This window comes from Thiocystis violascens DSM 198, from assembly GCF_000227745.2.
Lineage (GTDB): Bacteria > Pseudomonadota > Gammaproteobacteria > Chromatiales > Chromatiaceae > Chromatium > Chromatium violascens.
The window spans coordinates 2,465,731-2,490,537 of record NC_018012.1 but is presented as its reverse complement, the minus strand read 5'-3'; the positions used below and the strand labels follow the sequence as shown (position 1 = coordinate 2,490,537).

Annotated in this window: 18 protein-coding genes and 2 pseudogenes; 12 read left to right on the top strand and 8 right to left on the bottom strand. The window is 60.3% G+C overall.

Going from position 1 to position 24,807, the window contains the following annotated elements:
• Nucleotides 1-145 precede the first annotated feature (145 nt).
• A complete protein-coding gene (gene ppnP / locus THIVI_RS11020) occupies nt 146-460 on the top strand; it encodes a pyrimidine/purine nucleoside phosphorylase (RefSeq protein ID WP_014778674.1) in 315 nt (104 codons plus the stop codon).
• A gap of 40 nt (nt 461-500) precedes the next feature.
• Entirely contained in the window at nt 501-2,225 is a 1,725-nt protein-coding gene (locus THIVI_RS11015; protein WP_014778673.1) for a potassium/proton antiporter, read from the top strand.
• Between the two features lie 173 nt (nt 2,226-2,398).
• On the opposite strand, the gene THIVI_RS11010 is transcribed toward THIVI_RS11015, so the two are convergent.
• Complete coding sequence (locus tag THIVI_RS11010) at nt 2,399-2,662, bottom strand: ferredoxin (protein ID WP_014778672.1); 264 nt, start codon at nt 2,660-2,662, stop codon at nt 2,399-2,401.
• A gap of 796 nt (nt 2,663-3,458) precedes the next feature.
• Between THIVI_RS11010 and THIVI_RS26325 the strand changes: the two genes are divergently transcribed.
• The 4 genes from THIVI_RS26325 to THIVI_RS10995 all read left to right on the top strand — a co-directional run bounded on the left by THIVI_RS26325 (nt 3,459) and on the right by THIVI_RS10995 (nt 11,782).
• Nucleotides 3,459-3,611 carry a PEP-CTERM sorting domain-containing protein gene (locus THIVI_RS26325; RefSeq protein ID WP_083845741.1) on the top strand — a complete coding sequence of 51 codons (153 nt, stop codon included), beginning with the start codon at nt 3,459-3,461 and terminating at the stop codon, nt 3,609-3,611.
• A gap of 291 nt (nt 3,612-3,902) precedes the next feature.
• Nucleotides 3,903-9,344 (top strand): SdrD B-like domain-containing protein, encoded by a 5,442-nt coding sequence (locus tag THIVI_RS11005; protein WP_014778671.1) that lies wholly within the window; start codon nt 3,903-3,905, stop codon nt 9,342-9,344.
• Between the two features lie 367 nt (nt 9,345-9,711).
• Nucleotides 9,712-10,197 (top strand): hypothetical protein, encoded by a 486-nt coding sequence (locus tag THIVI_RS11000; RefSeq protein WP_014778670.1) that lies wholly within the window; start codon nt 9,712-9,714, stop codon nt 10,195-10,197.
• 196 nt (nt 10,198-10,393) lie between these two features.
• Nucleotides 10,394-11,782, top strand: coding sequence for a ribonucleotide-diphosphate reductase subunit beta (locus THIVI_RS10995; RefSeq protein WP_014778669.1), 1,389 nt, complete (start codon nt 10,394-10,396; stop codon nt 11,780-11,782).
• Between the two features lie 12 nt (nt 11,783-11,794).
• On the opposite strand, the gene THIVI_RS23675 is transcribed toward THIVI_RS10995, so the two are convergent.
• A complete protein-coding gene (locus tag THIVI_RS23675; protein ID WP_083845820.1) occupies nt 11,795-12,160 on the bottom strand; it encodes a 4a-hydroxytetrahydrobiopterin dehydratase in 366 nt (121 codons plus the stop codon).
• Between the two features lie 42 nt (nt 12,161-12,202).
• Nucleotides 12,203-12,670: pseudogene (gene tadA, locus THIVI_RS10990) on the bottom strand (tRNA adenosine(34) deaminase TadA); the annotation flags it as partial.
• 123 nt (nt 12,671-12,793) lie between these two features.
• Between tadA and THIVI_RS10985 the strand changes: the two are divergent.
• Nucleotides 12,794-13,894, top strand: a complete 1,101-nt coding sequence (locus THIVI_RS10985) for an alkene reductase (RefSeq protein WP_014778667.1) — start codon at nt 12,794-12,796, stop codon at nt 13,892-13,894.
• A gap of 88 nt (nt 13,895-13,982) precedes the next feature.
• Here the strand turns inward: THIVI_RS10985 and THIVI_RS26320 are convergent.
• Nucleotides 13,983-14,676, bottom strand: a pseudogene (locus tag THIVI_RS26320) (PD-(D/E)XK nuclease family transposase); the annotation flags it as partial.
• A 559-nt stretch (nt 14,677-15,235) separates the two neighbouring features.
• On the opposite strand from THIVI_RS26320, the gene THIVI_RS24710 reads away from it, so the two are divergent.
• The 4 genes from THIVI_RS24710 (at nt 15,236) to THIVI_RS10975 (ending at nt 18,129) form a co-directional block, all read left to right on the top strand.
• The gene (locus THIVI_RS24710; RefSeq protein WP_157174426.1) at nt 15,236-15,781 is read left to right on the top strand and encodes a hypothetical protein; all 546 of its coding nucleotides are present in this window, start codon (nt 15,236-15,238) and stop codon (nt 15,779-15,781) included.
• Between the two features lie 462 nt (nt 15,782-16,243).
• Nucleotides 16,244-16,456, top strand: coding sequence for a hypothetical protein (locus THIVI_RS24705; RefSeq protein WP_157174425.1), 213 nt, complete (start codon nt 16,244-16,246; stop codon nt 16,454-16,456).
• 894 nt (nt 16,457-17,350) lie between these two features.
• Nucleotides 17,351-17,689, top strand: a complete 339-nt coding sequence (locus THIVI_RS26315) for a hypothetical protein (protein WP_425358608.1) — start codon at nt 17,351-17,353, stop codon at nt 17,687-17,689.
• On the top strand, nt 17,575-18,129 hold the full coding sequence (locus tag THIVI_RS10975; RefSeq protein WP_425358604.1) for a PD-(D/E)XK nuclease family transposase: 555 nt from the start codon (nt 17,575-17,577) through the stop codon (nt 18,127-18,129). The genes THIVI_RS26315 and THIVI_RS10975 overlap by 115 nt, the downstream gene beginning before the upstream one ends.
• A 282-nt stretch (nt 18,130-18,411) precedes the next feature.
• Here the strand turns inward: THIVI_RS10975 and guaA are convergent, their stop codons facing one another.
• The 4 genes from guaA to guaB all read right to left on the bottom strand — a co-directional run bounded on the left by guaA (nt 18,412) and on the right by guaB (nt 22,764).
• Nucleotides 18,412-19,986, bottom strand: a complete 1,575-nt coding sequence (gene guaA / locus THIVI_RS10970) for a glutamine-hydrolyzing GMP synthase (protein WP_014778663.1) — start codon at nt 19,984-19,986, stop codon at nt 18,412-18,414.
• A gap of 5 nt (nt 19,987-19,991) precedes the next feature.
• The gene (locus THIVI_RS10965; RefSeq protein ID WP_014778662.1) at nt 19,992-20,468 is read right to left on the bottom strand and encodes a DUF29 domain-containing protein; all 477 of its coding nucleotides are present in this window, start codon (nt 20,466-20,468) and stop codon (nt 19,992-19,994) included.
• A gap of 5 nt (nt 20,469-20,473) precedes the next feature.
• The gene (locus tag THIVI_RS10960) at nt 20,474-21,094 is read right to left on the bottom strand and encodes a Uma2 family endonuclease (RefSeq protein ID WP_014778661.1); all 621 of its coding nucleotides are present in this window, start codon (nt 21,092-21,094) and stop codon (nt 20,474-20,476) included.
• Nucleotides 21,095-21,297: 203 nt separating this feature from the next.
• A complete protein-coding gene (gene guaB / locus THIVI_RS10955) occupies nt 21,298-22,764 on the bottom strand; it encodes an IMP dehydrogenase (protein ID WP_014778660.1) in 1,467 nt (488 codons plus the stop codon).
• A 320-nt stretch (nt 22,765-23,084) separates the two neighbouring features.
• Between guaB and THIVI_RS10950 the strand changes: the two genes are divergently transcribed.
• On the top strand, nt 23,085-24,797 hold the full coding sequence (locus THIVI_RS10950) for a methyl-accepting chemotaxis protein (RefSeq protein ID WP_245537427.1): 1,713 nt from the start codon (nt 23,085-23,087) through the stop codon (nt 24,795-24,797).
• Nucleotides 24,798-24,807 lie beyond the last annotated feature (10 nt).

Below are 24,807 nucleotides of genomic sequence, written 5' to 3'. Positions count from 1 at the left end.
GTGGCGAGGCGCTCGAACCACGAACGGCTTCACGCTTCGAGTCCGAGGATTTCCCGTGCGTCTTCGATAAACTCAGGACGAACGGAACATCGCTAAAGTTTTTTCAGAAATCACCTTAACCCCATTCATCTCCAGAGACGTCGTTATGTCTGAATTCACCAATGTCGCCGTGACCAAAAAAGCGAATTGTTATTTCGATGGTCTGGTGACCAGTCGCACCCTGACGTTCCCCGACGGGCGCATCAAAACCCTTGGAATCATGCAGCCCGGCGAATTCGAGTTCGGCACCCAGGCGCGGGAGCTGATGGAAATCATGAGCGGAGAACTGGAAGTCCTGCTCCCCGACGAGGAACACTGGCGTCAGATTCAGGGGGGCGAATCCTTCGAGGTGCCCGCCAATGCCAAGTTCCGCGTCAGGGTACGGTCGTTGACGGATTATTGCTGTTCGTTTCTGCCCTGAAGCCGGGTAGCCCGCGTCTGACGCGAACCCCGGTGTCTGCATGGACCTCACCAATCAAATCATCCTGATCGTCTCGGTCGTGCTGTTCGCCAGTGTCCTGGCCGGCGCCTTGAGCAGCCGGTTGGGTGCGCCCCTGCTGCTGGTGTTCCTGGTCATCGGTATGCTGCTCGGCGAGGACGGCCCCGGCGGCATCGAGTTCGACGACGTGCAGGCGGCGCACCTGTTCGGCAGCCTGGCGCTGGCCGTCATCCTGTTCGATGGCGGTCTGGCGACCCCCTATCGAAATTTCCGGGTCGGACTCAAACCGGCGCTCGGGCTGGCGACCATCGGCGTTCTGATCACCACCCTGATCACCGGGGCGTTCGCCGTCTGGTGGCTGGGCCTGGGCTGGCTTGAGGGGCTGCTGCTCGGCGCCATCGTGGGTTCCACCGATGCCGCGGCGGTGTTTTCGCTGCTCCGTTCCAGGGGCTTGGAGTTGAAGCAGCGCGTGGGCGCGACGCTGGAGATCGAGTCCGGCAGCAACGATCCCATGGCGGTCTTCCTGACCATCGCGCTGATCGAGCTGATCCTCAATCCTCAGAGCAATCCAGGGCTGGCGCTGCTGACCGAGTTTGTCCGTCAGATGGGGCTGGGCGCCTTGATCGGTCTGGCCGGCGGCTTCGGTCTGGTGTGGCTGGTCAACCGACTGACGATGTCGCCGGGGCTCTACCCGCTCGCGGTCCTGGCGGGCGGCCTGAGCCTCTTCGGGAGCGCCGCGGTCATTGATGGCAGCGGCTTTCTGGCCATTTATCTGGCCGGATTGGTGGTCGGCAACCGTCCGCTCCAGTCTCGTCTTGACATCAAGCGTTTCCACGACGGGATCGCCAGTCTGGCGCAGATCGGCATGTTCCTGATGTTGGGACTGCTCGTCACCCCCTCGGAATTTTTGCCGGTGGCGCTGGATGCGCTGCTGTTCGCGGCGGTGCTGATCCTGCTGGCGCGACCGCTGGCGGTCTGGCTCTGTCTGCTGCCGTTTCGCTTTCCCTGGCGCGAGCAGGTGTTCATCGGTTGGGTGGGTCTGCGCGGGGCGGTGCCCATCATCCTGGCGCTCTTCCCGCTGCTGGCGGGTCTGGAGCAGGCCCAGATGTACTTCAATATCGTGTTCTTCGTGGTCCTGTTATCGCTGCTGATCCAGGGCTGGACGCTGTCATCGCTGGCGCGGTTGCTGAAGCTGGAGATTCCGCCGACCACCCAGGTGGTGCAGCGGGTGGAACTTGACATCCCCGGTCAGCAGGAACTGGAACTGGTCGGCTATCGTCTGGCGGAGAATTCGCCAGCGGTCATCGAGAAGCGGGCTGGCTTGACCCTGCCCAGGGGCGCGCGGGTGGTGGCGATTCTGCGCGACCGACATTTGCTGGAGCAGTTGGAACCGCTCGACCCGCGTCCGGGCGACTATCTTTATCTGATGGCGGATCCGGCCGACCTGCCGACTCTCGATCGCTTGTTCGTCGCGAGCCCGGCCCCGGCGCGTCTTTCCGATCTCGCCTTTTTTGGCGAGTTCGTCCTCAATGGCGATGCCCGCGTGGGCGATCTGTGCACGGCTTACGGGATCTGTCTGGCCGACAGCGAGCGTCGACTCACGCTCGATGAACTGATTCGTCGTGGGCTCAACGCGCATCCGGTCGTCGGCGATCGGTTGCAACTGGGGAGCGTGGAATTGGTGGTGCGGCAGGTGCGGGACGACCGGATCGCGCAGGTGGGATTGAAGCTTCCAGGGACGGCATAATGTGACCGACATCACATGACAAAGTGTGACAGACATCACACATGGCGGAGTTAGAGAGGCGAAATCCTGAATACCGGGCACGGCACGTCCGCAAAACCCTGAACCGTCTCCAGCGCGACGATTTCCCCAGTGCGTTCACGCTGATCCCGCCGCACCTGGCGTCGCTGCGAGAGCTACCAGCGACTCGCCGCATCAAGGTCCGCGATTGCAGCCTCGGTCGGATAAATCATCTTCCCGGACTCGTCGAACAGCCGAATCGCAAGGGTCGGACAGCCTTCGGCCGCCGAGCGCATCATTAATTGATCCCCGAGATCGCCAGTCGGAAGCGCCTTGAGATCGTCGCCAATATCCTGTTCCTTGAAGGCTTGGGGGCAGGCCACCCAGCAAGTACCGCAGCCAATACAGGCAGATGCCTCAACCTCGATCTTGTGAATCATGTGCGTGAACAATCCCTAGCGGTTTGGCGCGCGCATCCTGACGAAATCGCGCGAAATGGCCGCAAAGGTCGAAACGATACGCCGCGAGCGCATCTGGCGCAACGTCTTGCCCTCACCCTCCGTTTCTCCCAAGTTCAGTAAAATCTCGCGTGGGCGAGCGATCCGAAGCGCAGGGAAACAGGTGATGGGAAGAGGTGATGGGAAGTCGTATCCAGCACAGCAGTGTCAGCTTTATTTACAACTTTGCGTCACGCCTGGATGCGGGGGTAAAGCGGATGTCTTGTTGGGGCGCGGACCGCCTCTTCCGATTCCCTCCGTTGTCGTTTGATCGACTGTAAGGTATTTGAATTCTTGATTTTATTATCGCGCGTTCGAGCCTTTCGCGATCTCGGTCCTTGGCGTCGCCCCGATCTCGGGCTCTCCGAGCCAGCGAGGAGTGTCTGCCTGATGCTGTCTGAGAGTCGGCGTTGTCGACAAAAAAATGTCGGAATTTTTTACACTTGTGTTTTGATCCGAAAATCGAATTTAAGTGATTGATCAAAAATTAAATTTAATGGTTTCTTGAGCGGAAATCGAGTGGCTATAGCCCCGATGTTTACGTGATGCTGTCGGATAATTTTACACTTGGGTGACAGAAAATCGAAGAATCGCAAGATCGATAGATTTTACTTAGCATTTTCAATGCTTGGAAATGCTTGGCACAGTCGTTGCTGAAGCATGATCGCAAGGGTAAATCATGAATTTTGCCCTTCTTGTTAACACCCCACAATCACCTGAACTTTAGAAGGTAAAGACGATGCGTCAATTTGTTGCTCTCATGCTGCTTTCCGTTGCTACTGCGCCTGTGTTTGCTGCTGGTGGGCTCAACCCAGTTCCCGAGCCGGAGTCGCTTGCGTTACTTGGCATTGGAGCACTGGCACTCTTTGTTTCACGTCGCGTTAAAAAATAAGGCGACATTTGAACAAGATGTGATCCCCTCTCTTATGTGGAGGGGGGGTTAGTAAAAATGACGATAGTGTCGCAATCTACATAATTTTCCCGTTGACGCTGCTTTTTACCAAATACGGATTTAAGCCCTAGAGCCCACTGTGAAGAATGGGGGCTACTAAATATTTATTTAGGACACTCCGGCAACTCTGATGTTGCGTATTTTAACGTATTTTCTGGCTTATTTATTTCGATTTCTGGTCAGACTCAAAATTCAATGCAAGCTTGTAATTAACTATTTAGGATGAATGCCATGAGCACGTTCACCATTCGAGTCACATCTTCAGCTACGAATACTGCGGGTACGGCTTATGGCCAGCAACCCGATCTTAATAATCCAAGCTATTTTGACATGATTGTTACGAATAGCACAGATCCCTCTATTTCTAATGGCATTTATGATGCTTACTGCCTCAATCCCACCGCGACGATTCTCGTCTCGCCCTCGAGTTATTCAGCGCAAAATCTTGCCGCAAACACGCCGTCATCTTTCGCGCTAGCTGGCTTAAGTTCATTAACACAGGATCAAGTTGATCAGATTAATTGGCTATTGACACAGAATTTTACTGCTGATCTCAAGTTCGCTGGACAATACAACTATGGAGAGATTCAGACTGCGATTTGGAAATTGCTTGGTTTCAGCGATGCGCAGATTGCGCAAAGCGATCAAAATTTTTTAACGGACAATAATCGCAACGTTGTTGATTCTGCCGACGTTGGTTTTTTAATTGCGGCTGCACAATCCGCGATTTCTAGCGGTAACGATGGATTGCCTTCAAACACGTTTTTCACGATGGTGATCGATCCCGCTGGTAATATTCAACCGCTCATTACGCAGTTCCAAAACGCTAAACTTGGCAATTATGTTTGGCTGGACGCCAATGAAAACGGCATCCAGGACGCTGGCGAGACGGGCGTAGACAACGTGATCGTCGAACTCTACGACGGCAACGGCACCTTAATCAGCAGCACCCGCACTGGCGATGACCACAGCACCGCCGCTGTCGAGCAAGGCTATTACCAGTTCGCCGGTCTCAAGCCGGGCGACTATCAAGTCAAGTTTATCGCCCCTCTTGGCCACTTCCTAACCACCCAGGATGCCTCAGCCGCAACCGACGCTACCGATAGCGACGCGAACGGGGTGACGGGTTTCAGCCAGGTCGTCACCCTTTCCTCTGGCGAATCCAATCAAACGATCGATGCTGGGATTACCGAGAGAAATATCCATATCGAGCCTGATGCGGGCATCAGCGGCTACGTCTACCTGGACGAAAGCACCGGCGGACGCAACAACGGCCTCTTCGAGACGGGCGAAGCGCCGATTAGCGGCGTCACCCTGGAACTGCTCGACGCCGCCGGCACCGTGATCGACACCGCCACCACCGACGCCAGCGGCTACTACGAATTTGTCGACCTCGCCGCCGGCACCTACAGCGTGCGCGAACTCCAGCCCGCCGGCTACGACGACGGCAAAGACACCGCCGGCACGCTTGGCGGCACCGTCACCAACGACCGCATCGCCGACATCGTGCTGGCCGCCGGCGACGACAGCCGCAACAACAACTTCGGCGAACTCACCCCGCCGCCCGAGCCCGCGCAACTGTCCGGCTACGTCTACGTGGACGAAAGCGCCGCCGGTCGCGACAACGGGCTCTTCGAGGCGGGCGAAGCGCCGATTCAGGGCGTCACCCTGGAACTGCTCGACGCCAGCGGCGACGTGATCGACACCACCGTCACCGACGCCACTGGCTACTACGCCTTCACCGACCTCGCCGCCGGCACCTACAGCGTGCGCGAACTCCAGCCGGACGGCTACGACGACGGCAAAGACACCGCCGGCACGCTCGGCGGCACCGTCACCAACGACCGCATCGCCGGCATCGTGCTGGCCGCCGGCGACGACAGCCGCAACAACAACTTCGGCGAACTCACCCCGCCGCCCGCCCCGGCGCAACTGTCCGGCTACGTCTACGTGGACGAAAGCGTCGCCGGTCGCGACAACGGGCTCTTCGAGACGGGCGAAGCGCCGCTTCAAGGCGTCACCCTGGAATTGCTCGACGCCAGCGGCGACGTGATCGACACCACCGTCACCGACGCCACTGGCTACTACGCCTTCACCGACCTCGCCGCCGGCACCTACAGCGTGCGCGAACGCCAGCCGGACGGCTACGACGACGGCAAGGACACCGCCGGCACCACGGGCGGCAGCGTCGCGACCAATGAGCTCATCGCCGGGATCGTGCTGGCCGCCGGCGACGACAGCCGCAACAACAACTTCGGCGAACTCACCCCGCCGGTCGTCCCGGCACAACTGTCCGGCTACGTCTACCTCGACGAAAGCGCCGCCGGTCGCGACAACGGCCTCTTCGAGACGGGCGAAGCGCCGCTTCAGGGCGTCACCCTGGAATTGCTCGACGCCAGCGGCGACGTGATCGACACCACCGTCACCGACGCCACTGGCTACTACGCCTTCACCGACCTCGCCGCCGGCACCTACAGCGTGCGCGAACGCCAGCCGGACGGCTACGACGACGGCAAGGACACCGCTGGCACCACGGGCGGCAGCACCACAACCAATGACCTCATCGCCGGCATCGTGCTGGCCGCCGGCGACGACAGCCGCAACAACAACTTCGGCGAACTCGCCCTGCCGCCCATCCCGGCGCAACTGTCCGGCTACGTCTACGTGGACGAAAGTGCCGCCGGTCGCGACAACGGCCTCTTCGAGACGGGCGAAGCGCCGCTTCAGGGCGTCACCCTGGAATTGCTCGACGCCAGCGGCGACGTGATCGACACCGCTACCACCGACGCTGACGGCTACTACGCCTTCACCGACTTGGCCGCCGGCGCCTACAGCGTGCGCGAAACCCAGCCGGACGGCTACGACGACGGCAAGGACACCGCTGGCACCACGGGCGGCAGCGTCGCGACCAACGACCTCATCGCCGGCATCGTGCTGGCCGCCGGCGACGACAGCCGCAACAACAACTTCGGCGAACTCACCCCGCCCATCGGCAAAGCCTCGCTCGGCGACCGCGTCTGGAGCGACTGCAACGCGAACGGCATTCAGGATGGCACCGAAAATGGAGTTGCCGGGATCACTGTCAACTTGCTGGACGCGAGCGGTCAGGTGGCGATGACCGATGTCACCGACGCCAACGGCGACTATCTGTTCTCGGATCTGGAGGCGGGCACCTACTCGATCGCCGTGGTCGCGCCGATCGGTTATCAGTTCACCGCTCAGAATCAGGGCGCTGACGATACAAAAGACAGCGATGTCAATGCCAGCGGCTTGAGCGTGCAGACCGAACTGGTCGCGGGCGAAAACGATCTGAGTTGGGATGCGGGATTGTTCCAAACCGCGACGACCACCGCCGGGCAGATCGTGACCTTCGACTTTAGCGGCAGCAGTTCCACCGACGGCTCCGACGGCAATATCCGCACCTACAACGACGCTTCGGGTCTTTCGGTCAAGGCCAGCGCCTTCAGCGAAACGAACAGCGGAGGCACCTGGGCCGCAGCCTATCTGGGCAGTTACACTGGCGGTCTGGGCGTCACCGACAGTGGCGAGGGAAGCGGTTCGGGCAATTCTCACACGGTCGATAACACGGGTGGTCGGGACAATTATGTCCTGCTCGAATTCAATCAGACGGTCGTGCTGGACAAGACTTATCTAGGTTATGTGTCCGGCGACAGCGATGTACAGGTGTGGATCGGCAGCTTCGCCAATCCCTACTCGAACCATCTCACCCTCAATAGTGCAACTCTAAGCGGCATGGGCTTCACCGAGGTCAATACCACCACCTCCAGTTCGGCCCGCTGGGCGGATTTGAACGCGGGCAACGTGGCTGGCAATGTCATTGTGATCGCGGCGGATACGACCGATACCTCGCCGGAGGATTACTTCAAGATCCAGAAGCTGAAGGTCGCGACTCAGGGCAGTACGCCAGTCTGCGCGTCCGAGCCGGCGCATCTCGGCGACCTTGTCTGGCAGGACGATAATGGCAACGGCTTACAGGACCAGGGCGAAGCCGGCGTTGCCAATGTCGTTGTGCAGTTGAAGGATGCCAGCGGGACAGTGATCGGGACGACGACGACCGACGCCAGCGGTAATTATGGCTTCGATGTCGCGCCGGGCAGCTACTCGGTGAAGGTGGTCGCGCCGAACGGTTATGTCGCCACGAGCCAGAATGCGGGCGTGGACGATGCAAAGGACAGCGATGTCGGCAGCAACGGCGAAACCTCGCTGTACACTTTGACGGCGGGTCAAACGAACCTGACGGTCGACGCGGGCATCCGCATCTCGACGCCGGTTCCACCGGCTGCCACGGCGAGTCTGGGCGACCGTGTCTGGCTCGACAAGGATGGCGACGGGAAACAGGACAGCGACGAGACGACTGGCGTGGCGGGCGTCACGGTCAACTTAAAGGGCGCGGGCGCGGATGGCGCATTCGGCACGGCGGACGACATCGCGGCGAGCACGACGACGGATGCCTCCGGCAACTATGCGTTCACGAGTCTGACGGCGGGCAAATATCAGGTGACCTTCGATGCGACCACGGCGGGCAGTGGCTATGTCCTGACCAAGCAGAACGCGGGCAGCGACGATGCGAAGGATTCCGACGCCGACCGTTCGACCGGCAAGAGCCAGATCGTCACGCTAGCCACCGGAGAGGCCAACACCACGGTTGACGCGGGCCTGTACAAGAAGGCCAGCCTGGGCGACAAGGTGTGGGACGACATGAACCACAACAACATCCAGGATGCGAGCGAGCCGGGCATCAAAAATATCAAGGTCACGCTGACCGGCGCGGGCTCGGATGGTGTGTTCGGCAATGCGGACGATACCACGCAGACCACGACCACCAACAGCAGCGGCAACTATCTCTTCAGCGACCTCGATCCGGGCGATTACAAGCTGACCTTCGACAAGGCGAATGTTTGGCACTACAACTACAACACTTGGAACAACATGAGCAATTGGAAGTGGGCGGTGAAGGATGCCTACAGCAATTCCAAGGACACGATTGACTCTGACGTGACCGGCAATGCCGTGTCGAAGACGAACGTGACGAGCACCGGCACGATCACCTTGGAATCCGGCGAAAATGACATGACCTGGGATGCCGGCATCACGCCGATCGCGATCGACTTGAACAACGACGGGATCAAGACTCTGGCCCGTACCGACTCGGTCGCAACCTTCGATCTGCTGGGCAATGGCGCGGCCATCCGGTCAGGCTGGCTCTCCGGCGAAGACGGCTTCCTGGCCATCGACAGCAACGGCAATGGCCGGATCGACGACATTTCCGAGTTGTTCGGCGGTCTTGAGAAGGGCGACGGCTTCGCCAAGCTCAAGGGTTTTGACATCAATGGCGATAGCGTGGTCGATTCCAGCGACGCGGGTTTTGCCAGCCTGAAAGTCTGGCAGGATATCAACGGCAATCACCAGACCGACGACGGCGAACTGCTGACTTTGGCGGAAGCCGGCGTGTCGAGCCTGAAGACCGGCTTTACCGAACTGCCGTTCCTGGATGCCCAGGGTAACCTGTTGCTGGAACGCGGCAGTGCGTTGCTCGCCAGCGGTCAGGCGGTCGAAATGACCGATGTTTACTTCAATGTCTCCGCCGAGGATGTGAGCGCGGCGGGCATTGAGGTTTCTGGGCTGGCAAGTCTGATGAGCGCCGATTTTTAGGCGATGATCGGATCGCTCCTGAAGCCATTCGGGCCTTCCTGAGGTGGTTCGGACCTTCCTGAAGCCGTTCGTGGTAAGTCCTGAGCGCAGCCGAAGGATCGAACCACGAACGGTTTCAGGCTCCGATGCCGCGAATTGGCGCCTGCTGCATTTTGACGTAGGAGCCCGCTTGCGGGCGATTTGCGGGCGCGGGCTGGACAGACAAAAAGGTCTCTTGGCATGTCACGTCGCCCGCAAGCGGGCTCCTACTGTGGCGGATGACGCCAACTGAGAGTTACGGGAGTTTTTCCGCTTCCCGTTTCGCAAGATCAAGGATCTGCTACGATGCGCCGGCAATCCCGCCTCCATTCTCAGCAGACCCTTTCCCATGTCAGACGCCCCATTCGACCTGATCGACGCCAGGGACGCCTTCGCCGATAGCGATTGGTTCCATGTCTGCCGCCAGGCCCAGACGCCTTATGTCGTCGTGCGCAGTGGCGAGACATCGGCCGACGTGCTCTGGGACTATGTCACGCTTCCGCCGAGTTGCGATGCCCTGTTGCGAAGTCATTTTGATTCGTTGGAAAGCAACGCCCGCGCGATTTTCGAGCGCTTCGCCATTCCGGAATCGCATCTCAGGATCAAGCCCACCCTGATCTGTTTCGACCGCTTGCCGTTCGATCATGCCAAACGTGCCGCAGCGGAACTTCACGGACTTATTTCGACCTATCTCTCCGATGCGCGCAATGCCGCGCCTGGCGCTCCGGTGCCTTGCGAGACGGCTGCGGTGACCGGCGACGGGATGCGGGACGAACTGGAAGCGCCCAGCCTACGGCGGCTGTGGATCGAAGAAAAACTAGATAAATGCTTTTAGCTCAAGAAAAACACAATATATAGTGTTTGAGACTAGATATCCTGTCTGGATGCCCTAAAATAACCCGGCGTGTTCGACGCACGCCCGGCGCCGCGCGAACGCCTGCGACGGATCGTCTGGCCAAATCTTGTAGGGGCGATTTAAATCGCCCCTACATGGCGGATCTCTCGCACCCAAGAATTGAGGACAGACCACCATGCTGAATTGGGACGATCCACTCGCCGCGGCCAAGCCCGGCGCTTCCCGTCTTGCCGGCATCCTGCCGACTTCGGAGAGTCCGGACGACCGGTTGGATACCCTGCCGAGTCCGCGCGCTGATTACAGGACGCGCTTTCAATCCCACGATACCCGCGCCCATGCGCGGCCCGGTCAGGGGCTGGTCGCCAATCTAAACCTGATGGAGAGCGCCGGCGCGGCGCCCGTGGTCGCTCCCGATCCCTTTGCCGCCGCCGCGAACCAACAGGCCGAACTGTCCATCGAGGATCCGCTCATCCCCGGCTCACACCAGGAGCCTGACCAGGGTGCCGCCGGCGGCGCCACCGGACTCGAAAGCCTGGAACTGGGCGCGGGTCGGGTGCGGGTCGACGACAAAAAGATCATCAACTGCCGGGCGGATCTCAATCAGCTCGTGCCCTTCAAATACGACTGGGCCTGGCAGAAATATCTCGACGCCTGCGCCAATCATTGGATGCCGCAAGAGATCAACATGAACGCGGACATCGCGCTCTGGCGGGATCCGAACGGACTGACCGACGATGAGCGGACCATCGTCAAACGCAACCTGGGCTTTTTCTCGACCGCCGATTCGCTGGTCGCGAACAATCTGGTGCTGGCGGTCTATCGTCACATCAGCAACCCCGAGTGCCGCCAGTATCTGCTGCGTCAGGCGTTCGAGGAGGCGTTGCACACCCACGCCTATCAGTACGTGGTCGAGAGCCTGGGTCTGGACGAGGGCGAAATCTTCAATATGTACCGCGAGGTGCCCTCCGTCGCGCGTAAGGCCGAGTGGGCATTGCCTTACACCCAGCATCTGGCCGACCCGCATTTCAACACGGGTACGCGAGAGAACGACCAGACGTTGCTGCGCGAACTGGTCGCCTTCTACGTGATCTTCGAGGGCATCTTTTTCTATGTCGGTTTCGTGCAGGTGTTGAGCATGGGTCGGCGTAACAAGATGACCGGCACCGCCGAGCAGTTCCAATACATCCTGCGCGACGAATCCATGCACATGAACTTCGGCATCGATGTCATCAACCAGATCAAGATCGAGAACCCGCATCTGTGGACGCCGGAGTTCCGGGAGGAACTCGTGACCATGATCCGCGACGCGGTCGCGATGGAATCGCGCTATGCCCACGACACCATGCCGCGCGGCGTGCTGGGCCTGAACGCGCCCATGTTCGAGGAATATCTCCAGTTTATCGCCAACCGCCGCTGCGCCCAGATCGGGTTGCCCGAGCAGTATCCGGGCGCCAGCAATCCCTTCCCCTGGATGTCCGAGGTGCTGGATCTCAAGAAGGAAAAAAACTTCTTCGAGACGCGCGTGACCGAGTACCAGACCGGCGGGGCGCTGAACTGGGATTGATCTCCGGATGGCCTAATCGTATTGGATGTATGCGTATCGGACGTCATCCGGCGTCCCTTCCAACGCGCTTCCGCTGGCCGGACGCCACATCACCGTCTCCTCGATCCGGTTCGCCAGCTCAAAATCCTTGTCGGTGACGCCCTTTGCCGAATGGGTCGTCAGACTGACGGTCACGCGGTCATAGGAGGCCGTCAAATCCGGGTGATGCCAGGCGGCTTCCGCCAGATGCCCCACCGTGTTGATCACCATCAGCGTCCCCTTCCAGCCGCTGGTGCGGTAGGTGCGCTGGAGACAGCCCGCATCGAGGGACCAGCGTGGGAGTTCGGTCGCGAGCCGGTTGCGGATGGCGTCGTCGCTGTAGACGTTGTCAATGGACATGATCGATGTCTCCGGTCGTGAGGTTGCCGCTTTGAACGCGGTTGAACGCCGTGCCCGAAAAAAGGCACGCAGGGTTTCGGCGCAGTCATCGGTTAGAACGCCGCCTTTGCAATCGGTGCGGTGATTAAAGCGAGCGTCCGAGGGCAGAAGGTCGAAGACGCTGCCGCAGGCGCCGGCCTTGGGGTCGGGCGCTCCATAGATGACTTGCCCGACGCGGGCGTGAACGATGGCCCCGGCGCACATGACGCAGGGCTCCAGGGTGACATACAGGGTTGTGCCGGGCAGACGGTAATTCCCGACCCGCTGGCCAGCATCGCGCAGCGCCTGGATTTCGGCATGGGCGCTGGCGTCATGTGTCTTAATCGGGCGATTCCAGCCCTCGCCAATGATCACGCCGTCTCGGACCAGCAGCGCGCCCACCGGCACCTCGCCCGCCGCGGCGGCGCGCTGAGCCAGTGTCAGCGCAAGGCGCATCCAGTCTTGATCCGAGCGGCTGTCAACGACATCCAACTGAGCGTTTCTCCTTTGAAGCGAAACCCGATCCCTGCAAGTCCGGGGCAGGATCTCGGTCAATATGGCAGAATCATGCGCCAATCCACTCCACATCGTCTCCCATCGAACGAGAACCCAGACATGGCTACCGAACCGACCAGCGACCTCTTTCAACCCTACCGGCTTGGCAGCCTGACACTCGCCAACCGGCTCGTCATGGCGCCGCTGACGCGCAGCCGCGCGGGCGCGGGCGATGTGCCGACACCCTTGATGGCGACCTATTATGCACAGCGCGCCAGTGCCGGTCTGCTGATCAGCGAGGCGTCGCAGATTTCGCCGCAGGGCAAGGGGTATATCCAAACGCCGGGGATTTACAGCGCCGGGCAGATCGCGGGCTGGCGACAGGTGACCGACGCCGTGCATGCCGTGGGCGGCAGGATCGTCATCCAACTCTGGCATGTCGGGCGCATCTCGCATCCCGACCTGCAGGATGGCGGTGCGCTCCCGGTCGCGCCCTCGGCGGTGATGCCGGTCGGCCAGGTGTTCACTGGCCAGGGAATGGTCGACATGGTGACGCCGCGCGCGCTCGAACTCGACGAAATCCCCGGTCTCGTGGCGGACTACCGACAGGCGGCCCGCCGTGCGCAAGAGGCGGGTTTCGATGGGATCGAGATCCATGCGGCCAACGGATATCTGCTCGATCAGTTTCTGCGGGACAAGACCAATCGGCGTACCGACATCTACGGCGGCGCCATCGCAAACCGCGCCCGGCTGCTGCTTGAAGTCACCGATGCGGTGCTTGAAGTCTGGGAGAAGGATCATGTCGGCGTGCGTCTCTCGCCGCTCTCGCCGGTCAACGATATCGACGACTCCGATCCCGAGCCGCTGTTCACCCATGTCGTCAGCGAGTTGTCGGCGCGCGGCATCGGTTTCCTGCATGTCATCGAAGGCGTGACCGGCGGTCCGCGCGAGACCGGTCATCCCTTCCAGCTTGCCCGGTTGCGTCAGTTGTTCAAGGGAACCTATATCGCCAACAACGGTTACACGCGCGATCTTGCGCTGACCGCTCGCGCGGCCGATAGCGCCGACTTGATCGCCTTCGGCAAGCTCTTCATCTCCAACCCCGATCTGGTCGAGCGGTTACGCCGCAACGCCCGGCTGAACGAGCCCGACCCCGCGACCTTCTATGGCGGCGACGAGCGCGGCTATACCGATTATCCCTGTCTCGGCAGCGATTGCTAAACCCGTAGGCGTAGGTTCCAGCCTGGGATCGCCGACTTGCAGCTGACGCCACCGGGGTTACAGTTGCCGTCAACGATGACGGTCGAACGGCATTGGCCCGTTCCCGTTCAAGCTCGGCGCGGAGTTCGTCGAGGTCGCGCTGAATGCAGCTTTGCTCGCGCAGATAGTTCTGGCGTGCCTGGTAGGCGTGATAGGCGCGGTCTTTGTCGGAGAAGGCTTTCAGGGTGGTCATGGCTTGCCTCATCTCGTCGGTTTGCATCCAGGGCGGCAGGGCAATCGGCGTCGAGACGCTCGCCGTCCTTGAAGAATTTGAGCCAGCGTTCTTGTTCGGGTTGGACCGGGTCGGCGTGGAATTTGTTCAACTCCAGCAGCCAGATGCCGCCGTGGTCGAGCAACGCGCGGCCGTGGGCGTCGCGCAGGCGAAAGTCGTGGACGTACTCGGCGGTGTCGCGTAACAGGTTCTCGCCCAGCAATCAGATGGCGTAAGTGGGTTTGAGGGTGCGATAGTCGGCGCCCGTGCTCAGTTGGGCGCTGTAGAGGTCGGCCCAAGCGTAGAGGATGCGCGCGCGCAGGTCGCGGGCCTTGACGTCGACGATGCTGAGTTTGTCGTCGAGAAACTCCTTGTCGTTGTAGGGGTTGAGGATTTCGACCTCGGCGATCGGGGCGGCGAGCGCCGGGCCGAGAATGGCGTTAAGAAAATGAAGCAGCAGCGCGCGATTGGCGTCCGCGCCCAGCAGGGCCTTGAAGACGCAGTCGATCTTGGGGTCGATGGGATGGTGCATGCCGGCAGTCTAGCCGGGCGCGGCGGTGGGGACAACTCAGGCCGGACAGCGCATTCGCCCCGTCCGGAACGTGTTAACGGTTTGTGCCAACAACGGGCGACCGTTAAACGTGTGGGGCGGGGTGAAGGCCACTTTCCGCATGGGTGCGGCGTAGCGTACCCTTCCCGCTAACGGGCTACCGGACTGAGCGAAGTCGAAGGGAGTTGAATGGTTTCCCGATGGCGTTCAAGATCAGGCGTTGGTGGGTTGGTTCGGTGGGTTTCGTGACCAGCCAGCATCTGTGCCAATCATCAACATCAGTGAGTGGCCACTCTACCCACCCTACCTCGCTAGGGGCACCCAGCAGGAGCAGGGACCGAACCGGGGATGCCCCCACCCGCCCGCTGACGGGCAGCTCATAACCGGGGTAGGGTAGCAATATTTCTTTTGTCTAGGCTACACTTACGTGGCGTCTTGTCCCATCAGTGCTAATCCGGAAGGAAACAACATGACTAGAACTTGCATAACCTTGTTCGTTTGCTTCACGTTTATTCTTCCTGGAGTGGCTGGTGCCACGGCAATGCGATTCGATCCTGTCGATTACGGCTCATTCTCTACTTCTTATGCTAATTTTCCTAGTTACCCTGACCGCTTTTTTGTAAATGATCTTTTATATTACCAGGCGCTCCTTGAGATTGATGTTTTTGCTCTCCCAGAAGCGGACTCCTATCTTTTGGAGCTTTCTCCTGTAAGCCAACCACAAGGGGTCGGGCTAACCGACACTGTAAGAATTATTCGATATGATGGAGATGGCGTCGTTACAAAAAGTGATTTGGATGCAAATAGCTATGCCGGATTTTTGTCGATCAGCGCTTTTGGAAGCTATAGCTACTTCGATCTCACATATTTCGTTAACATCTACAAAGGCTCTGGCGTGCAGTTTTTAGGACTTAAAGTGGAGGATAGCACTTCAAATTTCACGGGAGTTGAATTTAAAGCTCCTGTGATTGTTGCCGAGGGTGTTTCCGCTGTACCAAACCCCTCAACACTTACCCTGTTTGGCTCAGGTGTATTAATACTCCTGGGCTTCTCCGGTTTTGCCGCCACGAGAAAGGGCGATAGATAGCCTTACGCTATGTTTGAGTTTTCTGGGTAGGAGGTCGCTGAGGCGCGACATGGCCATCCGAGCGATGTTGAGAGAGGAAACCAGCCACCTCAATGTTGCCCCGGAGGTCGCCATGCCGCTCGAAGACTGAGGTTCCCTCGGTTTTTGTTGGATCGATGATCGACTCCCTAAATTATTTTTGCGGGAAGCGGTTACGTCAGCGTGGATTCCCTCCAAAACTGAGTGACAGTGGGGTCATCACGATGACAGTGGCGGGAGAATGTCTCGGTCGCGATACGGATCGGCAGATCTGGCACTTCTTTTGTGGGCACTGGCGGTCTTGGTTTCCGGGCTTAGGTTTCGCGCACGACCTTCGCCCAGCAGGCGTCCGGCCTCTGGGCGGCGAAACCGGCGCTGCATCAGGGGCGGGCCCGGCGCTTGGGAGCGATGGCCGATCCGATTCGCTTGGTCGATGGATTCCCCATGCCCGTATGTGTCATCACCCGCGCGCCGCACGGCCGGAGCTTTACGGGGATCGCGGATCATTGCTACTGCGCGGCCAAACGACAGCATGATTATGACTTCCATGAGCATCTGCTGGTCAGCTTCGAGGGGACTCCGCTGGGAGCACGGCCATCCTGGCCACTGGCGGGCGAGACGCCCGCGCTCCCAGGGCGGGGTGGGTGCGGGGTTTGAGAGCGGTACTACGGGGCTTGATAATAGCTCCACACGGGGAGTGTCAGGCAAATTTGCCTGACAATGCCGAAATTATCAGGTTATCAGGGTGCCCGCGTCCCGATGGGGCACAATACCCCGAAAATTCAGGCGATATTGTATGAAACTTCGGATAATTTCGGCTTATCAGGGCTGGGTAGCCCTGATAATCACCGGTTGGGCAACAAACGGAGAACTGAATATGAACGTTAAGCGCTGGCTGCGAGCACTCCCTAAATATTACGTAGTGCCATCCCGATGACGGAGGATCAATTCAATGTCCTCTAATATCTATTGCTCCAAGTGCCGCGACGCTAACGGCCAAAACATCGCGCGACAGAAACTGAGTAACGATGTCTTCCGCACTGTAGAGGTAGTTTCTGAACTTGGGTCGGGGCTATATGAATGCCGTTGCGGCAACTGTGGACACACTTGGAAATCGAAGTCCCCTGAAGCAGCCGAGCTTTATCGGTCCAAGCAGAGTACCGCTGCCAATCCATAGTGCCCAATCGGGTAAGGGCGGGTATTTTTTGGTGTCGGGGCTCCGCCCCGGCATCCCGTTTGAGCGGCTCTGCCGCGCGTGATGACTCGCCGTGGCCTTGCCCAAGTTCCGAGACCGGGGCCTCATCTCCTCGTTGTCGTTGTCGTTGTCGTTGTCGTAATCGAATATTCGCCATGTCGAGATCACGATTACGACAACGACAACGACCTGAGACGGTCTTGGGACTTTCGCACAGTTGCACTAGCGCGAGCCGGTTCGACTACCCCTCGCGCCCCTCGCGCCCCTCTCGGCGATCGCGCGATGCACTGACCGGAGCCGGCCCAATGCGCTACCGTGACCGCTCACGGCATCCGCCGTATCACCCGCGCCCCGTCATGTCCAGCGTCTCCGCCGCCGACCTGCTCGACCCCAAGAACGACTACGTCTTCAAACGCATCTTCGGCGAAGACCCCTCATTGCTGGTCGCCTTGATCAACGACCTACGCCCGGACCTGCCCGAAATCCGCGCAGTCGAGATCCTCAATCCCGGCATCCGTGCCGAGGAACTGCGCGGCAAATACATTATGACACCCTGCGCGCGGCGGTCGGGATCCACCTGTTGGACTTCGACCTTTTTATCGCCAATTCCGAACAATGCGCGCAAGCTCTCTGGCGTTTCGAGATGCGCGACGCGCATCAACCCCAAGTCACGCTCTGGAACCGACTCCAGTTGACCCTGATCGAATTGAAAAAGGCGGATCGTCTGCGACAGGAAACGGGTCCATTGCGTGACTGGATCAACTTTTTCGAGCATTGGCGAGAGGAGCAAACCATGGCCGAAATCGAGCATGCGCCGATCCGCGAGGCGCTCAATCAGGTGCGTCGGCTGAGCGCCGACGACGAAGCGCGACGGCTGGCGTTCGTGCGCGAGCGGGCGCTGCGCGACGAGGCGTCCCTGCTCAAGGAGGCACGAGAGGAGGGCGAACAGATCGGGATGCAGAAAGGTCGTCAGGAAGGCCGTGAGGAAGGCGAGCGGCTCGGACTGCAAAAAGGCCGTCAGGAAACCGCCCGCAACCTGATCCAGTTAGGCGTGCTCAGCGATGGGCAGATCGCGCAGGCCACCGGACTCAGTGTGGCGCAGGTCGAGGTGCTGCGCTCCGCTGCTCCGTCTTGACCAGCGACGAGAAGAGAATATCGCGGATCTTGTTGCATCGCGTCGGCCTGTCTTCAGGCGTTGGAAAATGCGATCTTTTTGCGTCTAAACCGCGTCCGGAACGGTATGCGTCGTTTTTAGATTCGTTCGGCCTCGCGCGAGCCAACGAGCATCGGCGCTGACGCGGTTTAAATATTTAATTTTAAAAATCATTTTAAACCGCGCCTCGCCGACCGTCCGTCGTAGCACAAAACTGGGGAAGACCACGAAACTACGTTTCTCACTCTGGGCGCGGTTTAACGGCTACTCCCACTCGATCGTCCCCGGCGGCTTGCCGGTGATGTCATACACCACGCGCGAGACGCCGGGCACTTCGTTGACGATGCGCCGGCAGACCAGATCGAGAAACTCATAGGGCAGATGCGCCCAGCGGGCGGTCATGAAGTCCAGTGTCTCGACCGCGCGCAGGGCGATGACATGGGCATACTGGCGGTTGTCGCCGACCACGCCGACCGAGCGCACGGGTAAAAACACCGCGAATGCTTGCGAGACCTGGTCATAAAGATCGGCCCGGCGCAGTTCCTCGATGAAGATGTGATCGGCCAGACGGAGCGTGTGGGCGTCGTGTCGCTGCACTTCGCCCAGGATTCGCACGCCAAGGCCGGGGCCGGGAAAGGGATGGCGATAGACCATCTCGGAGGGCAGACCCAGTTCGACCCCGATCCGGCGTACCTCGTCCTTGAACAACTCGCGCAGGGGTTCGACCAGTTTGAGGTTCATGTCGTCCGGCAGTCCGCCGACATTGTGATGCGATTTGATGACCTTGGCCTTGCCGCTCTTGGCGCCGGCGGACTCGATCACGTCCGGGTAGATGGTGCCCTGCGCCAGCCACTGCACGTCCTGGATCTTGCTGGCCTCGTCGTCGAACACCTCGATAAAGGTATTGCCGATGATCTTGCGTTTCTGTTCCGGATCGCTCACGCCCTTGAGCCGCCCGAGAAAGCGCTCCTCGGCATCGACCCGGATCACGCGCACACCCATGTGACGGGCAAAGGTGCTCATCACCTGATCGCCTTCACCCAGTCGCAGCAGTCCGTTGTCGACGAAGACGCAGGTGAGTTGATCGCCGATGGCGCGGTGGAGGAGGGCGGCGACCACGCTGGAATCGACGCCGCCGGAGAGTCCGAGCAGAACCTTGTCGGTGCCCACCTGGGCGCGGATCGTCGCGAGACTGTCCTCGATGATGTTGTCCGGCGTCCAGAGACGCCCGCAGCCGCAGATCTCGTGCACGAAGCGTTCGATGATCCGCTGACCCTGGCGGGTATGCGTGACCTCGGGATGGAACTGCACCCCATAGAAGCGGCGCTCCTCGTCGGCGATTCCGGCCAGCGGGGCGTTCTCGGTTTCGGCGATGACCTGAAAGCCCGGCGGCAGCGATTCCACGCGGTCGCCGTGGCTCATCCAGACATCCAGGAGTCCGTAGCCCTCGGGGCTGGCGTGATCCTCGATATCGCGTAGCAGCCGCGAGTGCCCGCGCGCGCGGACTTGGGCATAGCCATATTCGCGATGGGTCGCCGGGACGACTTCGCCGCCGAGCTGCGCGGTCATGGTTTGCAGGCCGTAACAGATGCCCAGCACCGGTACCTGGAGGTCGAACACCAGCGGATCGGCGCGCGGCGTTTCGGCCTCATGGACGGATTGCGGCCCGCCCGAGAGGATCACCCCGCTGGGTGCGAAATCGCGGATGGCCTGGGCATCCAGGTCGTAAGGGTGGAGTTCGCAATAGACCCCGGCCTCGCGCACGCGCCGGGCGATCAACTGGGTGTATTGAGATCCGAAGTCCAGGATCAGGATGCGGTCGGCGTGGATGTTGGGCATGGGGTTCAGGAGCGTCCTTCGGTCTCGGGATAGAAGTCTTCGTCAAGAAGTTGGTCCACCGCGTAAGGGCAGGTGGGCGGAAATAGTTTTGGCGCCAAGTTGGTTTCCTTAATCGTCAGCTGGCGTGCCGCGGGATACGCCGCCGCCATGGCCGCTTGAAGCGCTGGTTTAAGGCTTGGCACTTGATCGAGCAAGAAGGCGAGTTGAACGCGCTGCTCGATGATGGTCTTGCGCCAACTCTTTCCCTCAAAGTCCCGCCATTGAGCCGCCAGGGTCTCCAATTGGAATTGCCATTTGAGCAAATGAGCGATCAGAACGATAAAACGACTTTCCAGTTCGCGAAGATGGCTTTTCCCCATGTCTTCAAGCTCCGCGACGAGATGCTCCACGTCCAACTCGCGGATTCTGCCTTGTTTGAGAAGACGCACCTGGGTTTCCGCCCAGACCCGGACGTCCCGATCATAGAGATCCGCGGGATTCATCGCCTTCAATGCTCCCGTGGCAGTGCGAGCCGCAACGCTTCCCGATAGGCTCGGATCGCTTCGTAGGTCGTCGGGCGGTCGAGAAAGGACATGAGCAGATCCAGATCGAGTCCAGGCAGTGCTTCGCTCGCGACGAGCGGAACATAGCGCTCGTCGCGCAGTCCGTAGGGCTGAATCCGGCCCTTGCGCCAGTACCAGATCTCGGCCACGCCGAGCTTACGGTAGATGTCGAGTTTGTCGATGCGCCCCGAGGTCCAGACGACCTCGATGGCCAGGTGCGGGCGCTCGCGCTCCGGGTCGCCGAAGATATAACACTCGTCCGGCTCGGCGCCCCGGGTGCGATCGGCCGACTTCAGCGTCCAGGAGCCGAGGACGGAGAAAGGGATGTCGCGTTCCAGGCAGTAGGTTTCGACCAGACAGCCGATCAATGACTTGAGCGCCTCGTGGGTGCGGGATGGACTCATGATCTCGACGACTCCCTCCAGATAGGCAATGCGCGGCGCCGAATGATCGCCGCGCATGTCGAGCAGGCGCTCATAGTCATCCCAACTCAGGCCCGAGAGGTGGACGATGTGATCCTCGGTCGGTCGGTCATCGTGTTGTTCGTATTGGAGTTGGGTGTACATGTCCGCCGCCTCCCTCGTTAAACCGCGTTTTGGAGCCTGATGCATCGACGTGCGTGAATCCAGGGTCCAGAGTGACCCCAACGTTCGGTGGTACGCGGTTTAAATAGAAAAATAAAATACTTAAACCGTGTCCGCTCCGACGTTCGAGGGATCAACCGAGGTCGATCCCAAGCACGAAGCGAGCTAGCCGCACCGAACACGGTTTAATTGTCGATGCGATAATTCGGCGCTTCCTTCGTAATCTGCACATCATGCACATGCGACTCGCGCATCCCCGCCGAGCTGACGCGAACGAACTCCGGCTTGGTGCGCATCTCCTCAATGGTGGCGCAGCCGGTATAGCCCATACTGGAGCCCAGACCGCCGACCAGTTGATGGATCACGTTGATCAGGCTGCCCTTGTAGGGAACGCGCCCCTCGATACCCTCGGGCACCAGCTTTTCCTTCTCGGTGTCTTCCTGGAAATAGCGGTCGCTGGAGCCCTCGGAGGAACCCATGGCGCCCAGCGAGCCCATGCCGCGATAGGACTTGTAGGAACGCCCCTGATAGATCTCGACCTCGCCCGGCGCCTCGTCAGTGCCGGCGAACATGCCGCCGATCATGACGCTGTGCGCACCGGCGGCGATCACCTTGGCGACATCGCCCGAATAGCGCAGACCGCCATCGGCGATCACCGGCACTCCGCTGCCTTCCAGCGCCTCGGTGACATTGGAGACCGCCGTAATCTGCGGGACGCCGACGCCGGCGACGATGCGGGTGGTGCAAATTGAACCTGGTCCAATGCCGACCTTCACTGCATCCGCGCCCGCGTCGCGCAACGCCCGCGCGGCGTCGGCGGTGGCGATATTGCCGCCGATGACCTGGAGATCGGGGTAGTGGGTCTTGACCCACTTCACGCGATCGAGCACGCCCTGCGAGTGACCGTGTGCGGTATCGACCACGACCACGTCGACCCCGGCCTCGACCAGCGCGGCGATACGCTCCTCGGTGCCCCGCCCGACACTGACCGCCGCGCCGCAGCGCAGCCGTTCGTGCGAATCGCGCGAGGCTTTGGGGAAGTCCTTCGCCTTCTGAATATCCTTGACGGTGATCAGTCCGCGCAGCTCGAAACGGTCATTGACCACCAGCACCTTCTCGATTCGGTGCTTGTGCAGCAGGCTCACTACATCCTCGCGACTGGCGCCCTCGCGCACCGTGACCAGACGCTCCTGGGGGGTCATGATGGCCGACACCGGCGCGCTCATGCGGGTCTCGAAACGCAGATCGCGTCCGGTGACGATGCCGACCAGTTTGCCGTTCTCGGTGACCGGGACGCCGGAGATGTTATTGGCGTGGGTAAGCGCAAGTACCTCGCGGACACTGACATCCGGCGCCACCGTGATGGGATTGCGGATGATGCCGCTCTCGTATTTCTTGACCGCCAGCACCTCGCGGGCCTGACGTTCGGCGTTCATGTTCTTGTGGATGATGCCGATGCCGCCTTCCAGCGCCATGGCAATCGCCAGTCGGGCCTCGGTGACGGTATCCATGGCGGCCGAGACCAGGGGAATCCGCAGTTCGATTCCGCGGGTCAGCTTGGTGTGGAAATCCACCTCGTTCGGGAGCACCCTGGAATGGGCGGGGACAAGGAGGACATCGTCGAAGGTCAGTGCTTCCTGGATCAGGCGCATGGGAATCAGGCTCCGCGGATCGTTTCCAAAGGCTGGAAATTAACCCGTGAGTATAGGATTTCAAATCCGAGTGGTAAACTTGCTTTTATAATGTTAGCTCACCATTTACCAGTAATTCATGGGTGATGAAAGGCGGACAACGGCAGGTCGTTTTTCAGGCGCCGCTTCAGACGGCGCAGGCCGCGGGTGAGCCGCGAGACTAACCGGGCAGCGAGTTTTTTGACGCTTCAATGCTCGGATTCGTGTTGCGCCTGGACTTTATTCAAGGGGTGTCGGATGGTTAAGGGCCTTGTCGCGGCCCAACCGGACGCACCAGTTTCATGGCCAAGGCCATGATGATGATGGTGGTGGTCATTATGGCATTCTGGTTAATTGGCGCCATCATCGGCGTTTTATCGGGAATCGGTGCGGTGATCTTTACGATGCTGATGGGCGAGCTGTCACTCCAGGCGCTGATCGGTGACGCACTGCTCGGCGGGTGCATCGCAGTCATTTCCTCACTCATCCTGCAACAATGGATCGGCCGTCCGCTGGCGGCTCTCGCCTCTACACTGCAAGGCATGCACCTGGACGGCGATCTCGCGCGCCGTGCCCCCGTCTCCGCCGGCCCAGTCGGTGTCTGCGTCGAGCGCTTCAATATGCTCATCGAGAGTTTTCAGGGCATTATCGGCAAGGTGATCTTCGACGCGCAGCGGGTGGCGGACGCCGCCGATGTGATGGCCGACCATGCCCGCATCGTGGCGGACGGCTCGAATGATCAACGGCAGGCGTCGCTCAGTCTGGCGCAGGTCATTGAGCAGATGACGGCTGGAGTCAATGCCGTCGCCGATCATGCGACCAAAACGGCTGATAATGCACAGGATGCGCGGGATCTTTCACAGGAAGGAACGCAGGCGGTGTCGGCGGCATCGACCGAGATCGACCGCATCGCCGAATCGGTCGAAGAGTCCGCTCAGGTGATCGCTGCGCTGGGAGATCGCTCGCAGGCGATCGGCGGCATCGTCAGCGTGATCCGTGAGATTGCCGAGCAGACCAATCTATTGGCGCTCAATGCCGCCATCGAGGCGGCGCGTGCCGGCGAACAGGGACGCGGCTTTGCGGTGGTCGCCGACGAGGTGAGAAAGCTCGCCGAACGCACGGCCTCCGCCACCAGCGAGATCAGTTCCATGATCGCCGCCATCCAGAACGAAACCCGCGCCGCTATCGTGGCGATCCGCGCGGGCAGCGATCAGGCCCATGCCGGTGCTGATTTGGCCCGGCAGGCGGCCGGTTCGCTCGAACGCATCAATCAGGGCGCGGAACAGAATATGGCGCGCATCGCCGAAATCGCGACCGCGATTGCTCATCAAAGCCGCGAGGCCGACCATGTGTTGGAGCATGTGCATGAAATCATGGGCATGATCGAACGTAACGCCGTTGGTGCGGCCAACTCGCTCCAGGAGGCTCAGGGGCTCGAAGGACTGGCCGCCAATCTGCATGAAATCAGCAACGTCTTTCGTCTTGGCAATGCGGGTAACCAGGCAAGGGCAGTCCATCAGCGCATGCCGTCGATCGTGCAGCAGGCGGCCGAGGAGGTGGGCAGGGTGCTGGAACACGCGATATCGGCCAGAGAGGTGAGCGAAGAGGCGCTGTTCGATCCGACGTATCGCCCGATCCCCAATACCAGGCCGCAAAAATTCTCTACCGATTTCGACGCCCTGACCGACCGGCTGTTTCCCCGCGTTCAGGAGCCGATTCTGGAGCGCGACACCCAAATAACCTATGCTATCGGTTGTGATCGCAGCGGCTATGTTCCGACTCACAACAGGCGTTTTTCACAGCCGCTGACGGGTGACGAAGCACGCGACATGCCGTACAACCGGACCAAACGTCGTTTCGACGACCCGGTGGGCAAACAATGCGGGGTGCATGAATTACCCTTCCTGATTCAGACCTATCGGCGCGATACGGGCGAGATTCTTCATGACATCTCGGCGCCCGTCTATGTCAAAGGACGCCACTGGGGTGGGTTTCGGATTGGCTACCGCGCTTGAGGCGATGACC